Consider the following 18,166-nt stretch of genomic DNA (forward strand, 5'->3'; position numbering starts at 1 on the left):
ACCCTGATTTTTAGGGATAGGGCTGACGGTTAGATTTGCACCGCATGAAAAAGCGGGGCTGGCCCGTTAGTCATATTGGGGAATTTATGAATAAGTCGTACATCAGCGTCTGGAATGACGCTTCAGGAACGTGGGTGGCTGCGCCCGAAACTGCCAGGACGCACAGCGGTACGGGCGCTGTATCGTCTTGCACGATTTCGTCCGCAAGTGATTCCGCGAGCCGTCAGGCAGCACCGTTCAAGGCTGCGTTCATGCCGATTGCAATGGCAATAGGCGTGGCGATGCTGCCGGGCACGGCAGCTGCCCAGGCGGTCACGGGGAATGGCGGCCTTGAGCTATGCCCCGCAGGCGTGGGAGGCATAGGGTCGTCGTGGGGACCGTTGTCGAGCGCCGTCGGTATCATGAGCTGCGCGCCTATGGGCGGCGGCGATACTAGCGGCGACGGCATGTCGTTCTCGCTGAATAACGCGGCTTCTACCGACGGTGCGTGGGGTTTCAACAGTGGCCAGATCACTGCCCGCGTAACAGGCTATCAGGATGGCCACCTCGAGCTCGCGGCCGAGAAAGGCATCTATATGGTCAACGATGTCAACATGAGCGGCAATAAGATCAGCTCACTGGCGCCGGGCGACGTATCGTCGAAGAGCACGGACGCGGTGAACGGCTCTCAGGTGTATCAGTACACGCGCTATTTCAAGGCCAATTCGCCGTCGAGCGACCCGTCGACCGACGCCCGCGCGATCGGAACGAGCTCGGTTGCTTCCGGGCCGTCGTCGCTCGCCATTGGCAAGAATTCCAGCGCGTACGGCGCAAACACTTCCGCTATCGGTACCAATTCGGTCGCACTGGGCGCCGGCTCGGTTGCCAGCCGCAATGACGCTGTTTCGGTCGGCTACCTGTCGGCGGACGGTACTTCGCAGTACACGAGACAGATCGTCAACGTGACCGCGGGCGCCGCGGGTACGGACGCGGTCAACGTCAACCAGTTGAATGCGGCGATCGCGAGCGTCAGCGGCGGCGGCAGCGGCGATCTCGCGCCCAACGCCGTGACGTACGACACCTCTGCGTCGACCCTGATCACGCTCAAGGGCGCGAGCGGCACCAAAATCACGAACCTGACGGCCGGCGATATCTCGTCGATCTGGAGTACGGATGCAGTGAACGGTTCGCAGCTGTACCAGACGAACCAGAATGTGACGAACGTCGCCAATAACGTTGCGAACGTATCGGGCAATCTTGCCAATGTGACGAACATCGTCAACAACATCGTGAACAACGGCATTGCGGGCTCACCGCTCGTGGTGACCTACGACACCTCGGCTCGCGACACGGTCACGCTCGGCGGCACGGACCACACGGCGGCGGTCAAGCTCACGAACGTGGCGCCTGGCGACATTTCGTCGGCCTCGAGCACCGACGCGGTGAACGGCGCGCAGCTGTACGCGACGAACCAGAACGTCAGCGCGCTGGCAAGCAATGTCGGTGACATTGTGGTGAATCTCTACAACCGCGGCGCCAAGTACTTCCACACGAATTCCTCGCTGGCCGATTCGTCGGCAATCGGCACGAATGCGGTGGCGATCGGCGGAGCGGCGATCGCGTCGGCGGACAACTCGGTGGCGCTGGGTGCCAACTCGGTGGCGAACCGTGCGAACGCGGTGTCGGTCGGTGCGGCCGGTACGGAACGCCAGATCATCAATGTGGCAAACGGTACGGGTGCGACCGACGCCGTCAACCTGCAGCAGTTGCAGGCAGTGGCTGCAAGCATCAGCAGCGGCGCGGTGACGGGCAGCTTCGTTGCCTATGACGACTCGACCAAGGGCTCGGTCACGCTGAAGGGGGCGAGCGGATCGACGATCACGAATCTGAAGGCAGGTGCACTGACGGCGTCGAGCGTGGATGCGGTGAACGGCAGCCAGCTGTATCAGACCAACGCGAACGTGGCGAACGTCGCCGGCAATCTCGCCAATGTCGCGGGTAACGTGACGTATGTGACCAACACCGTCAACAATATTGAAAACGGTGGCGGCATCAAATATTTCCACGCGAATTCGTCGTTGGCCGATTCGTCGGCAGCGGGTGCGGATGCGGTGGCGATCGGCGGTGCAGCCAATGCTTCGGCAGTCAACTCGGTAGCGCTGGGTGCGAATTCCGTGGCGAACCGTGCGAACGCGGTCTCGGTGGGCGCGCTCAATGCTGAACGCCAGATCATCAATGTCGCGGCGGGCACGCAAAACACCGACGCGGTGAACGTGGCGCAGATGAATACGGCAATCGCCAATGCGTCGATGAGCGGCGGTGGTTCGCCTGACGCGGTTGTTTATGATTCGTCCTCGCACAATATCCTGACGCTGGGCGGCGTCGCGGCTTCGGCCCCGGTTGCGCTGACGAATGTGGCGGCTGGCCAGATCGTGTCGGGCAGCTCCGACGCGGTGAACGGCGGTCAGTTGTACAACGTGGCGAACAGCGTGGCCGCTGCGCTGGGCGCCGGCTCCACGGTCAACAAGGACGGCACGGTTTCGGCGCCGGGTTACACCATCAGCGGCTCGACTTACGGCAATGTGGGTGACGCGCTGAACGCGCTCAACACGGCCGCCGGCGATCTGGTCAGCGCGGCGAAATACGTCAAGGTGGTCTCATCGGCGGCTGCAGCATCGGCAAGCGGTAGCGAATCCGTTGCTATCGGCGGCAACGCAATGGCGACCGGCTCCAACTCGCTGGCGATCGGCGCAGGCGCGACCGCGAAGTACAACAATTCGACGGCGATCGGCGTGAACGCCATCACGGACGCAGCGAATACGGTGTCGGTCGGTGCTCGCGGCGCGGAAATGCGCATCACGCACGTCGCTAACGGTATCAACGACACCGACGCGGCCACGGTGGCCCAACTCAGTGCGCTCCAGTCCAAACTTCTGCAGACCACGCAGCAGAGCAGCGGCGTGAAGTCCTTGCTGCTGGGCGCTGCGGTACCGGTGACGAGCTATATCGCAGTGAGCTCGAACGTGACCGGCGGCGGCAGCACATCCGCTTCGAGCGACCTGAACGCAATGGCTATCGGTCCGGTAGCGGCCGCAACCGGTATCGGCGCGCTGGCCGTAGGCTCGGGCTCCGCTGCCGGCAGCAACGCTTCCACGGCAGTCGGCACGGGCGCGGGCGTGGCCTCGGTGAACTCGACCGCAATCGGCTACAGCGCAACAATCGGCGCCAATTCGGCCAATTCGCTGGCGATCGGTTACAACTCGCGTGCGCAAGCAACCAACTCAATGGCACTCGGCTCATTTGCCAGCGCCACGAGCGCCGGCTCGGTCGTGATTGGGTACAACGCCTTTGTCAACCAGGCCGCCACGAACGGCATGGCACTGGGTCTGAATGCGTCGGTGAGCGCCGCGAATGGCGTCGCGATCGGCTACAACTCGATCGCGGATCGGGCCAACGCTGTGTCGGTGGGCAGCTCGAGCCAGCAGAATCAGATTATCTACGTGGCAGCCGGCACGAACGGCACTGACGCGGTGAACGTCAACCAGTTGTCGGGCGTGACTTCGATCATCGGTGGCGGCGCCGCCGTGAACCCTGACGGCACGATCAAGAAGCCGAGTTTCGCGATTGGCGGCCAGACCTACACCGACGTCGGCTCGGCTATCAACGCGGCGGTATCGGGTGGCACGGCCAACGGCGTGCAATACGATACGTCGGCGCGGACCAAGGTGACGCTCGGCGGCACGGGTGCGACGACCGCGGTGACGCTCTCGAACGTGGCTAACGGCGTGGCGAACAACGACGCAGTCAACGTGACGCAGCTCCAGGCTATGGGCGCGACGATCGGCACCAGCGGTGTGGTGACGAACAGTTTCGTGGCCTATGACGACACGACGCAAGGCAAGATTTCGCTGAAGGGCACGGGCGGCACGACGATCACGAACGTGAAGGCAGGGGCGTTGTCGTCCGCGAGCCTGGACGCGGTGAACGGCAGCCAGCTGTACCAGACCAACGCGAACGTGGCGAACGTCGCGGGCAATGTGGCGAACGTGACCAACGTGGTGAACAACATCACCAACGGCGGCGGCATCAAGTACTTCCACGCCAATTCCACGCTGGCCGATTCATCGGCAACCGGTACGAACTCGGTGGCGATCGGCGGCGCGGCGAGCGCGACGGCGGCCAACTCGGTGGCGCTGGGTGCGAACTCGGTGGCTGGCCGTGCGAACGCGGTGTCGGTGGGCGCGGTTGGTTCGGAACGCCAGATCATCAACGTGGCGAACGCGACGAACGGTACCGACGCGGTGAACCTGCAGCAGTTGCAGGCAATGGGCGCGAACGTCAACAGCAGCGGCGTGGTGACGAACAGCTTCGTGGCGTACGACGACACGAGCAAGGGCAAGGTCACCCTTGGCGGCTCGGGCTTCACGAAGGCAGTGACGCTGACGAACGTGGCGAACGGCGTTGCGAACGCAGACGCAGTGAACATGGCCCAGCTCAAGGCAATGGGCGGCACGATCGACAGTAGCGGCAATGTGACCAATGCATTCGTGGCCTATGACGACACGAGCAAAGGCAAGGTCACCCTTGGCGGCGCGGGTTCGACGAAGGCAGTGGCGCTGACGAACGTGGCGAACGGCGTTGCGAACGCAGACGCAGTGAACATGGCCCAGCTCAAAGCAATGGGCGGCACGATCGACAGTAGCGGCAATGTGACCAATGCATTCGTGGCCTATGACGACACGAGCAAGGGCAAGGTCACCCTTGGCGGCGCGGGTTCGACGAAGGCAGTGGCGCTGACGAACGTGGCGAACGGCGTTGCGAACGCAGACGCAGTGAACATGGCCCAGCTCAAGGCAATGGGCGGCACGATCGACAGCAGCGGCAATGTGACCAACGCATTCGTGGCCTATGACGACACGAGCAAAGGCAAGGTCACCCTTGGCGGCGCGGGTTCGACGAAGGCAGTGGCGCTGACGAACGTGGCGAACGGCGTTGCGAACGCAGACGCAGTGAACATGGCCCAGCTCAAGGCAATGGGCGGCACGATCGACAGCAGCGGCAACGTGACCAACGCATTCGTGGCGTATGACGACACGACGCTTGGCAAGATCTCGCTGAAGGGCACGGGCGGCACGACGATCACGAACGTGAAGGCAGGCGCGTTGTCGTCCACGAGCCTCGACGCGGTGAACGGCAGCCAGCTGTACCAGACCAACGCGAACGTGGCGAACGTCGCGGGCAATGTGGCGAATGTCGCGGGCAATGTGGCGAACGTGACCAACGTGGTGAACAACATCACCAACGGCGGCGGCATCAAGTACTTCCACGCCAATTCCACGCTGGCCGACTCGTCGGCAACGGGTGCGAACTCGGTGGCGATCGGCGGCGCGGCGAGCGCGACGGCGGCCAACTCGGTGGCGCTGGGTGCGAACTCGGTGGCTGGCCGTGCGAACGCAGTGTCGGTGGGCGCGGCCGGTTCGGAGCGCCAGATCATCAACGTGGCGAACGCAACGAACAGTACCGACGCGGTGAACCTGCAGCAATTGCAGGCAATGGGTGCGAACGTCAACAGCAGCGGTGTGGTGACGAACGCATTCGTATCGTACGACGACACCAGCAAGGGTAAGGTGACCCTTGGCGGCTCGGGCTCGACGAAGGCCGTCTCGCTGACCAATGTGGCCGCCGGCGTGGCGAGCGCAGATGCAGTGAATATGGGCCAGCTCAAGCAGATGGGCGCGACTGTCGACACCAGCGGCAATGTGACGAACAGCTTCGTGGCCTATGACGACACGACGCTCGGCAAGATCTCGCTGAAGGGTACGGGCGGCACGACGATTACCAACGTGAAGGCGGGGGCGCTGACGTCCGCGAGCCTCGACGCGGTGAACGGCGGTCAGTTGTACCAGACCAATGCGAACGTGGCGAACGTGGCCGGCAACTTGACGAACCTGACCAACGTGGTGAACAACATCACCAGCGGCGGCGGTATCAAGTACTTCAACGCGAAATCGACGCTGGCCGACTCGTCGGCAACCGGTACGAACTCGGTGGCGATCGGCGGTGCGGCTAACGCGTCGGCAACCAATTCGGTGGCGCTGGGTGCGAATTCGGTGGCGGGCCGTGCGAACGCGGTGTCGGTGGGTGCGGCCGGCTCGGAGCGCCAGATCATCAACGTGGCGAATGCGACGAACAGTACCGACGCGGTGAACCTGTCGCAGCTGCAGGCAATGGGCGCGAACGTCAACAGCAGCGGCGTGGTGACGAACAGCTTCGTGGCGTATGACGACACCAGCAAGGGCAAGGTGACGTTTGGTGGTGCCGGCTCGACAGCGCCGGTGTTGCTGACGAACCTCGCCGCCGGCGCGGTTACCTCGACGAGCAGCGACGCCATCAATGGCTCGCAGCTGTACCAGACGGCCGCCAGCATGGCTGGCGCACTGGGCGGCGGCGCCGCGCTCGCCAAGGACGGCACGATCTCGGCACCGGCCTATGAGATCACCGGCTCCACGTACAACAACGTTGGCGATGCACTGGCTGCCGTCGATACCCAGCTTGGCGATATCAACACGAACTTCTCGACTAACCTGAAGTACGTGAAGATTATTTCGCAGAGCAATGCAGCACAGGCGAGCGGTAGCGAAGCCATTGCAATTGGCGGCAACGCAATGGCGACCGGCTCCAGCTCGCTGGCGATCGGCGCAGGCGCGACCTCGAAGTACGACAATTCGACAGCTATCGGCGTGAACGCTTCCACGGATGCGCCTAACACGGTGTCGGTCGGTGCCCGTGGTGCGGAAATGCGTATCACGCACGTTGCTAACGGTATCAACGACACCGACGCGGCCACGGTAGCCCAGCTCAGCGCGCTCCAGTCCAAGCTTCTGCAGACCACACAGCAAAGCGGTGTGAAGTCGCTGCTGTTGGGTGCGGTACCGGTGACGAACTACATTGCCGTTAGCCAGAACGTGACTGGCGGAGGGTCCACGTCCGCTTCGAACGACCTGAACGCAATGGCGATTGGCCCGCTGGCAGCGGCAAGTGGCGTCGGCGCGCTGGCTGTAGGCGCCGGCTCCATCGCCGGCAGCGATGCTTCCACGGCAGTCGGCACGGGAGCGGCCGTAGGCTCGGTGAATTCGACGGCAATCGGTTATAGCGCGTCGGTCGGTGTCAATTCGGCCAACTCGCTGGCAATCGGCTACAACTCGCGAGCCCAGGCACTCAACTCGCTGGCAATCGGCACGGAAGCGAGCGCCACGAGCGCAGGCTCCATCGCGATCGGCTACGGCGCGTTCCTCAACCCGTCCGCCACGAACAGCATGGCGCTGGGTCTGAACTCGTCGGTGAGCGCAGCGAATGCCGTCGCAATCGGCTACAACGCGGTTGCTGACCGCGCGAACGCGGTCTCGGTGGGTAGCAGCAAGCAGCAGAGCCAGATCATCAACGTCGCGGCCGGTACGGCGAATACCGACGCGGTGAACCTGGGTCAGATGAATGCTGCAATCAATGCTGTTGCCGGCGGCGGCTCGCCTAACGCTGTCGTCTATGACACGTCGGCGCACATGTCGGTGACGCTGGGCAGCGCAGGCACGCCGGTGAAGGTGTCGAACGTGGCCAACGGCGTGGCGAACAACGACGCGGTGAACGTGGCGCAGCTTACGGCTATGGGCGGCACCATCAACAGCAGCGGCGTGGTGACGAACAGCTTCGTGGCGTACGACGACACGACCAAGGGTTCGATCACGCTGAAGGGTGCGAGCGGCACGACGATCACGAACGTGAAGGCGGGCAGCTTGACGGCCAACAGCACGGACGCGATCAACGGTGGCCAGTTGTATCAGACCAACGCAAACGTCGCGAACCTGGCTGCTAACGTTGCCAACATCACCGGCAACGTGACCAACACGGTCAACAACATCGTCAACGGCGGCGGCATCAAGTATTTCCACGCCAATTCGACGCTGGCCGATTCGTCGGCAACCGGTACGGACTCGGTGGCGATCGGCGGCGCGGCCAACGCGACGGCGGCCAACTCGGTGGCGCTGGGTGCGAACTCGGTGGCTGGCCGTGCGAACGCGGTGTCGGTGGGTGCGGTGGGTGCGGAACGCCAGATCATCAACGTGGCGAACGCAACCAACAGTACCGACGCGGTGAACCTGTCGCAGTTGCAGGCAATGGGCGCGAACGTCAACAGCAGCGGTGTGGTGACGAACGCATTCGTCGCGTACGACGATTCGACCAAGGGTAAGGTCACGTTGGGTGGCGTCGGGTCTTCCATGCCGGTCACGCTCGCGAACGTTGCAGAAGGCCAGGTTACGTCGACCAGCAAGCAGGCCATTAACGGTTCGCAACTGTACGGTACGGCAAACAGCGTGGCGTCGGCGCTGGGTGGTACTTCGTCTGTTGGATCGAACGGTAACGTCACTGCTGCCTTCTCGCTGGATGGCAAGACGTACAACAGTGTCGCTACGACAATGGACGCGTTGAACGCCAAGATCGCAACGGGATCGACGGACGGCGTTGTGTACGACACGTCGGCACATAACAAGTTGACGCTCGGCGGAGTCAATGCCACCACGCCGGTGACGGTTGCAAACGTCGCCGCCGCGACGAGCGACGATCAGGCAGTGAACCTTGCGCAATTGAAGGCCGCTGGTTTGAACGTCGATACGTCGGGTAACGTGACCAACTCGTTCGTCGCCTACGACAACACAACCAGGGGAACGGTGACCTTCAATGCGGGCGGCGCGCCGACCCAGTTGAAGAACGTGGCAGCCGGCACGGATTTGACCGACGCGGTCAACTTCGGCCAGATGCAATCGTATGTCGCGCAGAACGGCGGCGGTGGCACGACGAACGGCGTTTCGTACGACGACTCGTTGCGGGGCAAGGTGACGCTGGGCGGCGTGGGTTCCACGACGCCGGTGACGCTGACCAACGTGGCGGCCGGTTCGGCCGCGACGGATGCGGTCAACTACTCGCAGTTCTCGAGCCTCGAAAGTCAGGTGAACAACCTGGCGAACGGCGGCGCGGGCAGCACGACGTACGTCAACATCAACACCCCGGCTTCGGGCGGCACGGCAGCAGTGGCCTCCGGTTCGGACTCGATCGCGATCGGTAACGGTGCTTCGGCATCCGGTAGCGAGTCGATTGCAATCGGCAAGAACACGGTGACGACGGGCGACAACTCGGTCGCGATGGGTGCGGGCGCTTCGGCTCCGAACGCCAACGCGGTCGCGCTGGGTACGAACTCGACGACGGATCGCGACAACTCGGTGTCGGTGGGCTCCGCCGGTGCAGAGCGTCAGATTACCAACGTCGCAGCCGGTACGCAGGGCACGGACGCGGTCAACCTGAATCAGTTGAACAGTGCCATGGGCAATATGAGCAACTCGATCAACAACGTTGACCGTAACGCCGCCAAGGGTATCGCTTCGGCATCGGCGCTGAATATCGTTACGCCGTATCTACCGGGTCGTACCACGTTGAACGCGGGTGTCGCCAACTATCGCGGCTACCAGTCCGTTGGTCTGGGCGTGTCACGCTGGAATGAGAAAGGCACGATCAACTACAACCTGGGCGTGTCCACCTCGGGCGGTAATAGCACCATCGTTCGCGCTGGTATCGGTATCGTCCTCGGCAACTAGGCAATGGCCGCAAGGCTTTGATTAGAGGCTCGAAACGTTAGCCGTCTGGGTCGCACGGGAAGTTTCCGTGCGACCCTCTTTCCATGAGAAACCGACATGAAGTATTCGTTAATTGCCATCGCGCTTGTCGCGATGCTCGCAGGATGTTCGTCGTCCACGACGCGCGACCAGCTGCAGATTCAGGATCCCACCGTTTTGCAGAATGGGTTCAGCGCGACGCAGAGCCAGGCCGCGGGAGCCGTCACGCCGCAGTGGATCGCCACGTATGGCGGCGCCAAAAACGGCGCGATGTTGAGCGCCGTGCAGACCCGTCTGAATGCACTGGGTGAGCGCAAGAACAACTATTTCGGCGACAAGGCGCAATGTTGGCTCAACGCTGCCGCCGAGGAACGCTCCAGTCACGACGGCTGGGGGTTTGTCGAAGAAGCATTGAGCCAGGCTAATCGCCTGACCACCGCGCTGGAAAGCGGCCAGGGTCTTTCCGCGGACAATCCGGAATTGCGGACCGCTTCGGTACTCCGGCCGGATTTGTGGAAGCAGGTTCTGGCGGTAAAGACGTCGCCGCTGTTTCCGCAATGCCAGGAAGCGCAGCGTCTGACAGCATGTTCTGAAGTCGAGTTGATTCACGCCGGCCATGAGGCGTGGACGCGTGACTTTGATGAGAGCAAGCGTCTGGTGGATGGTGTCGAAAAAGGCATGCCTGGCGTCGCAGCCGCCCTGGAGGCTTGCACGCCGCCGCCAGTCGCCGCGACGGTCCCGGCGGTCCCGCAAAAAATGACGCTGCAAGCCGACGCGACTTTCAGGTTCGATCGGGGCGACCTCGCCGGCATGCTGCCAGCCGGTAAAGCCAAGCTCGATGAACTGGTCCGCAACCTCAAGCAGGCTGACGACGTGACGAGCATCCGCATTGATGGCTATACGGACCGACTCGGCAGCGACAGCTACAACCGTCAACTGTCGGCCAAGCGCGCGGAGACTGTAAAGCGTTACCTGCTGAGCGGCGGTGTTACCGCGCCGATCTCGGCACGCGGTCGCGGCAAGGAAGATCCGGTGGTGCAGTGTAACGACCACAACCGCGAGGCGCTGATCGCCTGTCTCGCGCCGAACCGTCGTGTCGAACTGGACTTTGTGCGCGCAGGGGCGCGGACCTCGGCACTGCCGCAGAACCAGCGGACGCAGGATCAACCCGAACTGCAAGGTCAGCAGGAACATTGAGACCAAAGAATGGCCCGGTTCTCACGGGCCGGCCATTCTTATTGGCGATAGTGTTCACGATGGGAAGCACGAGCGCGAACTATGTTCGCGCTCTCTATTGTGGCGTTTTATCGCATTCCGTTTGCCGTGAGCGAGGTTCGGACACGCGAACGTCGGCGCAAATTGTAGTGGTGGCTTGTGCGCAGTGAACTTCAGTGATCCGCAAAAGAAAATCTTCCGGATATTGCAGAAATATCGCTGTGTCGTTTCGAAGAAATGTTTCAGCAATATTGCTAACATTTGATTTGTTTTTGTTGGGCTGTGTCGATTCGATTTCGCGCCCGTTAATTAGTATCAGAAAATAGAGCGGATAATGAAGAGAATCGTGATTATTGATGACCATCCTATTATTAGAGGGACGATAGCCAGCGTATTGCGCGCAGACCCGGAACTTGATCTGATCGGGACATGTGGCGACGGCGAAGAAGGTCTGGCAATGGTACTCACGGAGAATCCGGATCTGGTCATCATTGACCTCGACTTGCCGCGACTCGACGGACTATCGTTGATCCGCCGAATTCGGGAGAAAGATACAAAAATATGCATTCTTGTTCTTTCCGCCAAGCCGGAACATATCATGGCCGGTTATACGCGCAGCGCCGGAGCCAATGGTTATGTCGGCAAAGGTCGCGAAATCAGTGAACTGGTCACTGCGCTAAAAACGGTTCTGTTCGGCTACGACTGCTTCCCGGCAGATAGCGCCGACGCCGTGGCCGCAGCGAGCGGATTGAGCGCCTTGTCGGCGCGAGAGGTGGAGGTGCTGCAATATCTGGCGCGTGGTGTGAGCAATCGGGACATTGCGGGTCGCCTGTCCCTGAGCGACAAAACCGTCAGCACGTATAAAAGCCGGATCCAGGAAAAACTCGGTCTTTCGTCGTTAGCAGGGCTGATCGAGTTTGCGACTTCGCACCGTTTGATCGACTAGGTTTTGCGGGCTATGAACCCTGTGAGCCTGTCTCGTTCTTCTTCGTGTACATGGAACCAAACGCTCGGTGATCTGCTGGACGACTCACCACTGGAATCTCGCGCTTTCGTTCTCGACGAGACTGTGACGAACCTGCGTGAAGTCATCCACGGTGTTGTTGCACTGCTTACCCCGCTTGCACATCGTCGCGATTTGCGTTTGCGCGCATGTGTCGATCAATCGGTGGCCGAAACGATTCGGACCGACGCTGCCCGGTTAGGCCAACTCGTTTTCCATTTGCTCAACCGAACAATCCAACTCACCACGCACGGAGAGATTTCGCTTGCGGTGCGGGCGCAGCCCGTGAATTTGGGCTCGCAGCGAATTTATGTCAGCGTAGTCGATACGGCCGTAAAGTTCGCGCCCAACGCATTGCCGCCACATCCTGGCCCAGCCATTGAAGATCCACAGATGGCCAGATGGCTCGGCGACGCCAACGCGTGTTTGCCGCTCTGCCGGATACTGGCCCAGCGTATGGGTGGCAAGCTCTCCGTTTCGAGCGGAACCGGCGAAGGCCCGAGAGCAATCTTTGACGCGCCGTTCGGCGTCGAACAGTGGGCGCCATCCGCGGAAACGGCTCGCGGCAACGTACAGGCATCCGCGTTTTCCAGTGCCGCCGCGCAGCCACGTGAAATTTCCGCGAGCGACTCCTTTGAGCCTTTTGACAGTCGTTATCTGGACGCATTGACTGAAGAAGGGGTCGATCTCCAGGTGTTTCTCAACAACTGGCGCGACGCCATGAACGAAGACCTCGAGCAACTCAGCGGCTTGCTTCGTGAAGGTCGATTCGATCATCTGCATGATGTGCTGCACCGGTTGAGTGGAGCGGTAGGTCTCGTCGGCGCGAGCAGTTTGATGGAGGCGTTGCGGCGCGCGAGTACGCCGCCAGAGGAACACAGCGCGGCCTCAGTCGAAGCACTGCTGGTGCGAGCGAAAACCCTCGTCACGCAACTTGAAACAACGTCGCGCGCATACCGGAGCCCTTCGCAATGAACCGACCGTTGGCCTTGATCGAGGGCGACCTGGCGCTTCCGATCGCGCGGCCGTTCGATGCGTTGCCGCCGCCCTTCGGCTCACGGCGCCGGCCTGTGCAAACCGCAGCGCAACCGGAACCGCAAGCCAGGTCACGCACCGCGGCGCAACAGGCAATTCAGCATGCAGTACAACGCCGGGAGCCAGGGGCACGCCGTGGGCCGTTTCCACCGGGCGTGAAGTTCCTTCTGTTCTACAAGCTACCGCAACAACGCGACCATTCGCGTCGCTTCGACGAGCAATTGGCCGAAGCCCGGTACTACCTGGAGACGGGCCGCGTGCGCCCCCGTTCGACCCGTTCGGATCATGTCCTCGGAGCTGCGATTTTCGCGGGCTGCGGCATTGCGCTGGCCTGGTTGCTGGCCACCTGCACGACGCACAACGCCGACAAGGCAGCCACGGCGATCGCAAGGTCGGCGGCGGTTCGTCCGCCAGCTGAATTTGCAGGCACGATTGCGCAGAGCGAACCATCGGCAGCCCATTCAGCACCGAAGGCGGCGGTTTCCGAAGCGCCTGCGTCGGCTAACGCGACGCCGGGGGCGGTGTTTGGCAACGTCCCTACGCCTGAGCCACAACGTGCCGAACACCTCGTGCCGCGTCCGTCCGCGCGAGTGTCCGCGGATCAGACTGCGCCGAGCCGGCCCGCAAAGGCCAATCATGAGCCTTCAATCGCGCGCTTGAGCAAACCGCACGTCGACGGGCGTCTCGCATCGAGCCGCATGACCAACCCGGCCACGCAGCCTTCCGCGTCGAAGTCGGCCGAATGGACCGCACGCTCCTCGTCCGCGAACGAAACAGCCGGGCGCGCGGCACTGTTCGACTGGGCCGCGCAGCAACGGCGCGCGGCAATGACGACGCGCGCCGGCATGCCCGCGCCGGGTGACACCGACTGGACCGCCCGCATGACCCAGCGCAGGATCACCGACAACCCTGACGCGTTCGAAACAGCCCGCAGCACGAAGTAGCAGCCAAAAAAAAGCCCGACCATGGGTCGGGCTTCAAAGTCGGCTGCGTCCTCCACAGGACGCAGCCCCTGCAAAACAGCCATGCTGTTTGCGTTGTCGCCAGCCTTAAGCAGCCAGCAGCGAACGCAGCACGAACGGCAGAATCCCGCCGTGCTTGTAGTAATCGACTTCGATCGGCGTGTCGATGCGCAGCAGCACCTGCACGCGCTTCTCCTTGCCGTCCTTGCCGCGAATCACCAGCGTTACTTCCTGTTGCGGCTTGAAGTCTGCGCCGAGGCCTTCGATGTCGTACGTTTCTTCGCCGGTGATGCCGAGCGATTGCACGCTATCCGAGCCCTTGAACTGCAGCGGCAGAACGCCCATGCCGACCAGGTTCGAGCGGTGGATCCGCTCGAAGCTGCGTGCGACCACGGCCTTCACGCCCAGCAGTTGCGTACCCTTCGCTGCCCAGTCGCGCGACGAGCCCGTGCCGTACTCTTCGCCCGCGAACACGATGGTCGGCGTGCCGGCCTCGATGTACTTCATCGCCGCGTCATAGATCGACAGTTGTTCGCCGCTCGGCTGATGAATCGTCAGGCCGCCTTCCACGCGCGAGCCGTCTGCCTTCGTCGGGATCATCAGGTTCTTGATCCGGACGTTCGCGAACGTGCCGCGCATCATCACGTCGTGGTTGCCGCGGCGCGAGCCGTAGCTGTTGAAGTCGGCCTTCTGCACGCCGTTTTCCTTCAGCCACTTGCCTGCCGGCGAGTCTTCCTTGATCGAGCCAGCCGGGCTGATGTGGTCGGTCGTGACCGAATCACCGAAGATGCCCAGTGCGCGCGCATTCGTCACGGCGGCGATGCTGTCGGCCGGCGTCATCGAGAAGTCTTTGCCGAAGAACGGCGGCTCTGCGATGTAGGTCGACTTCGGCCAGTCGTAGACTTGACCTTCTTCGCCTTCGATCTTGCTCCACAGGTCGCCCTTCTTGGTCAGCGCCGAGTAGTTCTTGCGGAACGCTTCCGGATCCAGCGCGAACTTGAGCAGGTCATTGACTTCTTCGCTGGTCGGCCAGATGTCGCCCAGGTAGATGTCCTTGCCGCCCTTGCCCTTGCCGACCGGTTCGGTCATCAAATCGCGCGTGATGTTGCCGGCGATCGCGTAAGCGACGACCAGCGGCGGCGAGGCCAGGAAGTTGGCGCGGATGTTCGGGTGAATACGCGCTTCGAAGTTACGGTTGCCCGACAGAACCGCTGCCGCGACGATGTCGTTCTTCGTGATTGCTTCGTTCAGTTCCGGCGTTAGATCGCCCGCGTTACCGATACAAGTCGTGCAACCGTAAGCGGCCAGCGTGAAACCGAGCTTGTCGAGGTACTTCATCAAGTCGGTCTTCGTCAGGTATTCCGTGACGATGCGCGATCCCGGCGCCAGCGACGTCTTGATGTGCGGAGCGACCGTCAGGCCGGCTTCCACCGCCTTCTTCGCCAGCAGACCGGCGGCCAGCAGCACGCTCGGATTCGACGTGTTCGTGCACGACGTGATCGCGGCGATCAGCACGTCGCCGTTCTTCACGTCGACGCCGTTGCTCGTCGTGTATTGCGCTTCGAGATCTTCCGCCTTCTTGGCAAAGCCGTTTTCCGCAACCGGCTTGGAGAACAGGTCGCTGAACGTTGCCTTCACATTGCCGATTTCGATACGGTCCTGCGGGCGCTTCGGGCCAGCCAGCGAGGGTGCCACCGAGCCGAGATCCAGCGTGACCACCTTGGTGTAGTCGATATCGCCTTCCTTCGGAATGCCGAACAGGTTCTGTGCCTTGAAGTAATTCTGGAACGCCGAGATTTCTGCGTCCGTGCGGCCCGTGCCCTTGAAGTAGTCGATCGTCTTTTCGTCGACCGGGAAGAAGCCCATGGTCGCGCCGTATTCCGGCGCCATGTTGCCGATCGTTGCGCGGTCCGGCAGCGACAGCGAGCGCGTGCCTTCGCCGAAGAACTCGACGAACTTGCCGACGACCTTTTCCTTACGCAGCAGTTCGGTGATGGTCAGCACCAGGTCGGTTGCCGTCACGCCTTCGCGCAGCTTGCCCTTCAGGTTTACGCCGACCACGTCCGGCGTCAGGAAGTACACCGGCTGGCCGAGCATGCCGGCTTCCGCCTCGATACCGCCCACGCCCCAGCCCACCACGCCGATACCGTTGATCATGGTGGTGTGGCTGTCGGTGCCGACGAGCGAATCCGGGTAGTACACCGTGTCCGCGCCTTCAGCCTTCTTGTGCACGCCGCGTGCGAGATATTCCAGGTTCACCTGGTGAACGATACCGACGCCCGGCGGCACGACCTTGAACGTGTCGAATGCCTGCATGCCCCACTTCATGAACTGGTAGCGCTCGTTGTTGCGCTGGAATTCCAGTTTCATGTTCAGGTCGAGCGCGTTCTTTTCGCGGAAGTGATCGATCTGCACCGAGTGATCGACCACCAGATCGACCGGGACCAGCGGTTCGATCGACTTCGGATCCTTACCCATGTGTTTCGCGACACCGCGCATTGCGGCGATGTCGGCGAGCAGCGGCACGCCGGTAAAGTCTTGCAGCACGACGCGCGACACGACGAACGGGATTTCGTCGACGCGCGAAGCCGTCGGCTTCCAGTTGGCGAGTTGCTCGATGTGTTCTTCGGCGATCTTCTTGCCGTCGTAGTTGCGCAGCACCGATTCCAGCACGATCCGGATCGAAACCGGCAGGCGGTCGATCTTGATGTCCAGTGCGCGGCCGAGTTGCGGCAGGGAGTAGAACTTGCCTTTGCCGGAACCGCTGTCGAATTCCTTGAGCGTTTTGTGGAGGTTGTGGGCCATGGTGTTTTCCTTGGTTTGATCGCGGAACTACGGTACTTGACTTGACTAGATGACGTACAGATCGACGTATTCATTGACCGGCATGGCTTCGAGCCTCGCCTGATCCAGCGACACGTCGAGAATCGCCAGCTGTTGCTTGACCGGAAAGCGGCGCGCGAGGTTGGTCCTGAACTTCTCGACCAGCAACGGAATTCCGTCTTCGCGACGACGTTTGTGACCGATCGGGTATTCGACTACGACTTCGTCGAATGTCGAACCGTCGTTGAATTCGATCGTCAGTGCATTGGCGATCGAACGCTTCTCGGGATCGTGGTAATCCTTCGTGAACTGCGGGTCTTCGACACATTCCATCTTTGCGCGCAGCACGTCGATGCGCGCGTCCTGTGCGGTCGAATCTTCATAGTCCGCGGCCGTCAGGCGGCCGTGGATCAGCGGCACGGCAATCATGTACTGAATGCAATGATCGCGGTCGGCCGGATTGTTCAGCGGGCCTTTTTTATCGATGATGCGAATCGCGGCCTCGTGCGTGCGGATCGTGATCTTGCGAATGTCCTCCACACGCTTGCCGGCTGCGTTGAGTTGCGCGTGCAGGTTCATCGCGGCTTCCGCCGCCGTTTGCGCGTGGAATTCCGCCGGGAACGAAATCTTGAACAGCACGTTCTCCATCACGTACGAACCGTACGGGCGCTGGAACCTGAATGCGTTGCCCTTGAAGAGCACGTCGTAAAAGCCCCATGTTTTCGCGGTCAGCACCGACGGATAGCCCATCTCGCCGGTCTTCGCGATCAGCGCGAGGCGCACCGCGCGCGAGGTTGCGTCGCCCGCGGCCCACGACTTGCGCGAGCCGGTATTCGGTGCGTGGCGGTAGGTGCGCAGCGCATGCCCATCGACAAACGCCTGCGAGACCGCATTGATCAGCTCGTCGCGCGTGAGACCGAGCAACTGGCCGACCACCGCGGTCGACGCCAGTTTCACCAGCAGCACATGATCGAGCCCGACCTTGTTGAAGGAGTTTTCGAGCGCGATACAGCCTTGAATTTCGTGCGCCTTGATCATGGCGATCAACACGTCTTTCATCGCCAGCGGCGGTTTGCCGGCTGCGATGGCGCTGCGCGAGAGCCAGTCGGCCGTCGCGAGAATGCCGCCGAGATTGTCCGACGGGTGGCCCCATTCGGCGGCCAGCCATGTGTCGTTGAAGTCGAGCCAGCGGATCATGGCGCCGATGTTGAAGGCGGCCTGAACCGGGTCCAGCTGGAACGACGTACCGGGCACCTTCGCGCCGTTGGGGACGATCGTGCCGGGCACGATCGGTCCCATCAGCTTGGTGCAGGCCGGGTAGGTGAGCGCCTCGAGTCCGCAGCCGAGTGTATCGATCAGGCAGTGACGCGCGGTTTCCAGCGCGAGCGTGCTGTCGACCGGATAGTCCAGTACGTAATCGACGATATCGACCAGGACCTGGTCCGGGTCGGGTCGCACGTTGGAAATCGGAGCGGACATCGGGGCGT

7 protein-coding genes are annotated in these 18,166 nt (G+C 62.1%); 5 read left to right on the forward strand and 2 right to left on the reverse strand.

Annotation, left to right across the window (positions count from 1 at the left end):
* The first annotated feature begins 86 nt into the window (after positions 1-86).
* The 5 genes from BXE_RS22660 to BXE_RS22680 all read left to right on the forward strand — a co-directional run bounded on the left by BXE_RS22660 (position 87) and on the right by BXE_RS22680 (position 13,838).
* Complete coding sequence (locus BXE_RS22660; RefSeq protein WP_167540885.1) at positions 87-9,623, forward strand: YadA-like family protein; 9,537 nt, start codon at positions 87-89, stop codon at positions 9,621-9,623.
* 96 nt (positions 9,624-9,719) lie between these two features.
* On the forward strand, positions 9,720-10,838 hold the full coding sequence (locus tag BXE_RS22665) for an OmpA family protein (protein WP_011490472.1): 1,119 nt from the start codon (positions 9,720-9,722) through the stop codon (positions 10,836-10,838).
* Positions 10,839-11,190: 352 nt separating this feature from the next.
* Entirely contained in the window at positions 11,191-11,802 is a 612-nt protein-coding gene (locus tag BXE_RS22670) for a response regulator transcription factor (RefSeq protein ID WP_011490473.1), read from the forward strand.
* A gap of 12 nt (positions 11,803-11,814) precedes the next feature.
* A complete protein-coding gene (locus tag BXE_RS22675; RefSeq protein WP_011490474.1) occupies positions 11,815-12,834 on the forward strand; it encodes an Hpt domain-containing protein in 1,020 nt (339 codons plus the stop codon).
* A complete protein-coding gene (locus tag BXE_RS22680) occupies positions 12,831-13,838 on the forward strand; it encodes a hypothetical protein (RefSeq protein WP_011490475.1) in 1,008 nt (335 codons plus the stop codon). The genes BXE_RS22675 and BXE_RS22680 overlap by 4 nt, the downstream gene beginning before the upstream one ends.
* A gap of 105 nt (positions 13,839-13,943) precedes the next feature.
* On the opposite strand, the gene acnA is transcribed toward BXE_RS22680, so the two are convergent.
* Together acnA and BXE_RS22690 are read right to left on the reverse strand one after the other, a co-directional pair.
* Entirely contained in the window at positions 13,944-16,661 is a 2,718-nt protein-coding gene (acnA, locus tag BXE_RS22685) for an aconitate hydratase AcnA (RefSeq protein ID WP_011490476.1), read from the reverse strand.
* 45 nt (positions 16,662-16,706) lie between these two features.
* A complete protein-coding gene (locus BXE_RS22690) occupies positions 16,707-18,158 on the reverse strand; it encodes a bifunctional 2-methylcitrate dehydratase/aconitate hydratase (RefSeq protein ID WP_011490477.1) in 1,452 nt (483 codons plus the stop codon).
* Positions 18,159-18,166: the final 8 nt, after the last annotated feature.

This window comes from Paraburkholderia xenovorans LB400, from assembly GCF_000013645.1.
GTDB classification, from domain to species: Bacteria; Pseudomonadota; Gammaproteobacteria; order Burkholderiales; family Burkholderiaceae; genus Paraburkholderia; species Paraburkholderia xenovorans.

Coding starts and splice junctions, on each gene's coding strand:
- BXE_RS22680 (WP_011490475.1), top strand. CDS start 12,831: ATGAACCGACCGTTGGCCTTGATCGAGGGCGACCTGGCGCTTCCGATC.
- BXE_RS22670 (WP_011490473.1), top strand. CDS start 11,191: ATGAAGAGAATCGTGATTATTGATGACCATCCTATTATTAGAGGGACG.
- BXE_RS22690 (WP_011490477.1), bottom strand. CDS start 18,158: ATGTCCGCTCCGATTTCCAACGTGCGACCCGACCCGGACCAGGTCCTG.
- BXE_RS22665 (WP_011490472.1), top strand. CDS start 9,720: ATGAAGTATTCGTTAATTGCCATCGCGCTTGTCGCGATGCTCGCAGGA.
- acnA (WP_011490476.1), bottom strand. CDS start 16,661: ATGGCCCACAACCTCCACAAAACGCTCAAGGAATTCGACAGCGGTTCC.
- BXE_RS22660 (WP_167540885.1), top strand. CDS start 87: ATGAATAAGTCGTACATCAGCGTCTGGAATGACGCTTCAGGAACGTGG.
- BXE_RS22675 (WP_011490474.1), top strand. CDS start 11,815: ATGAACCCTGTGAGCCTGTCTCGTTCTTCTTCGTGTACATGGAACCAA.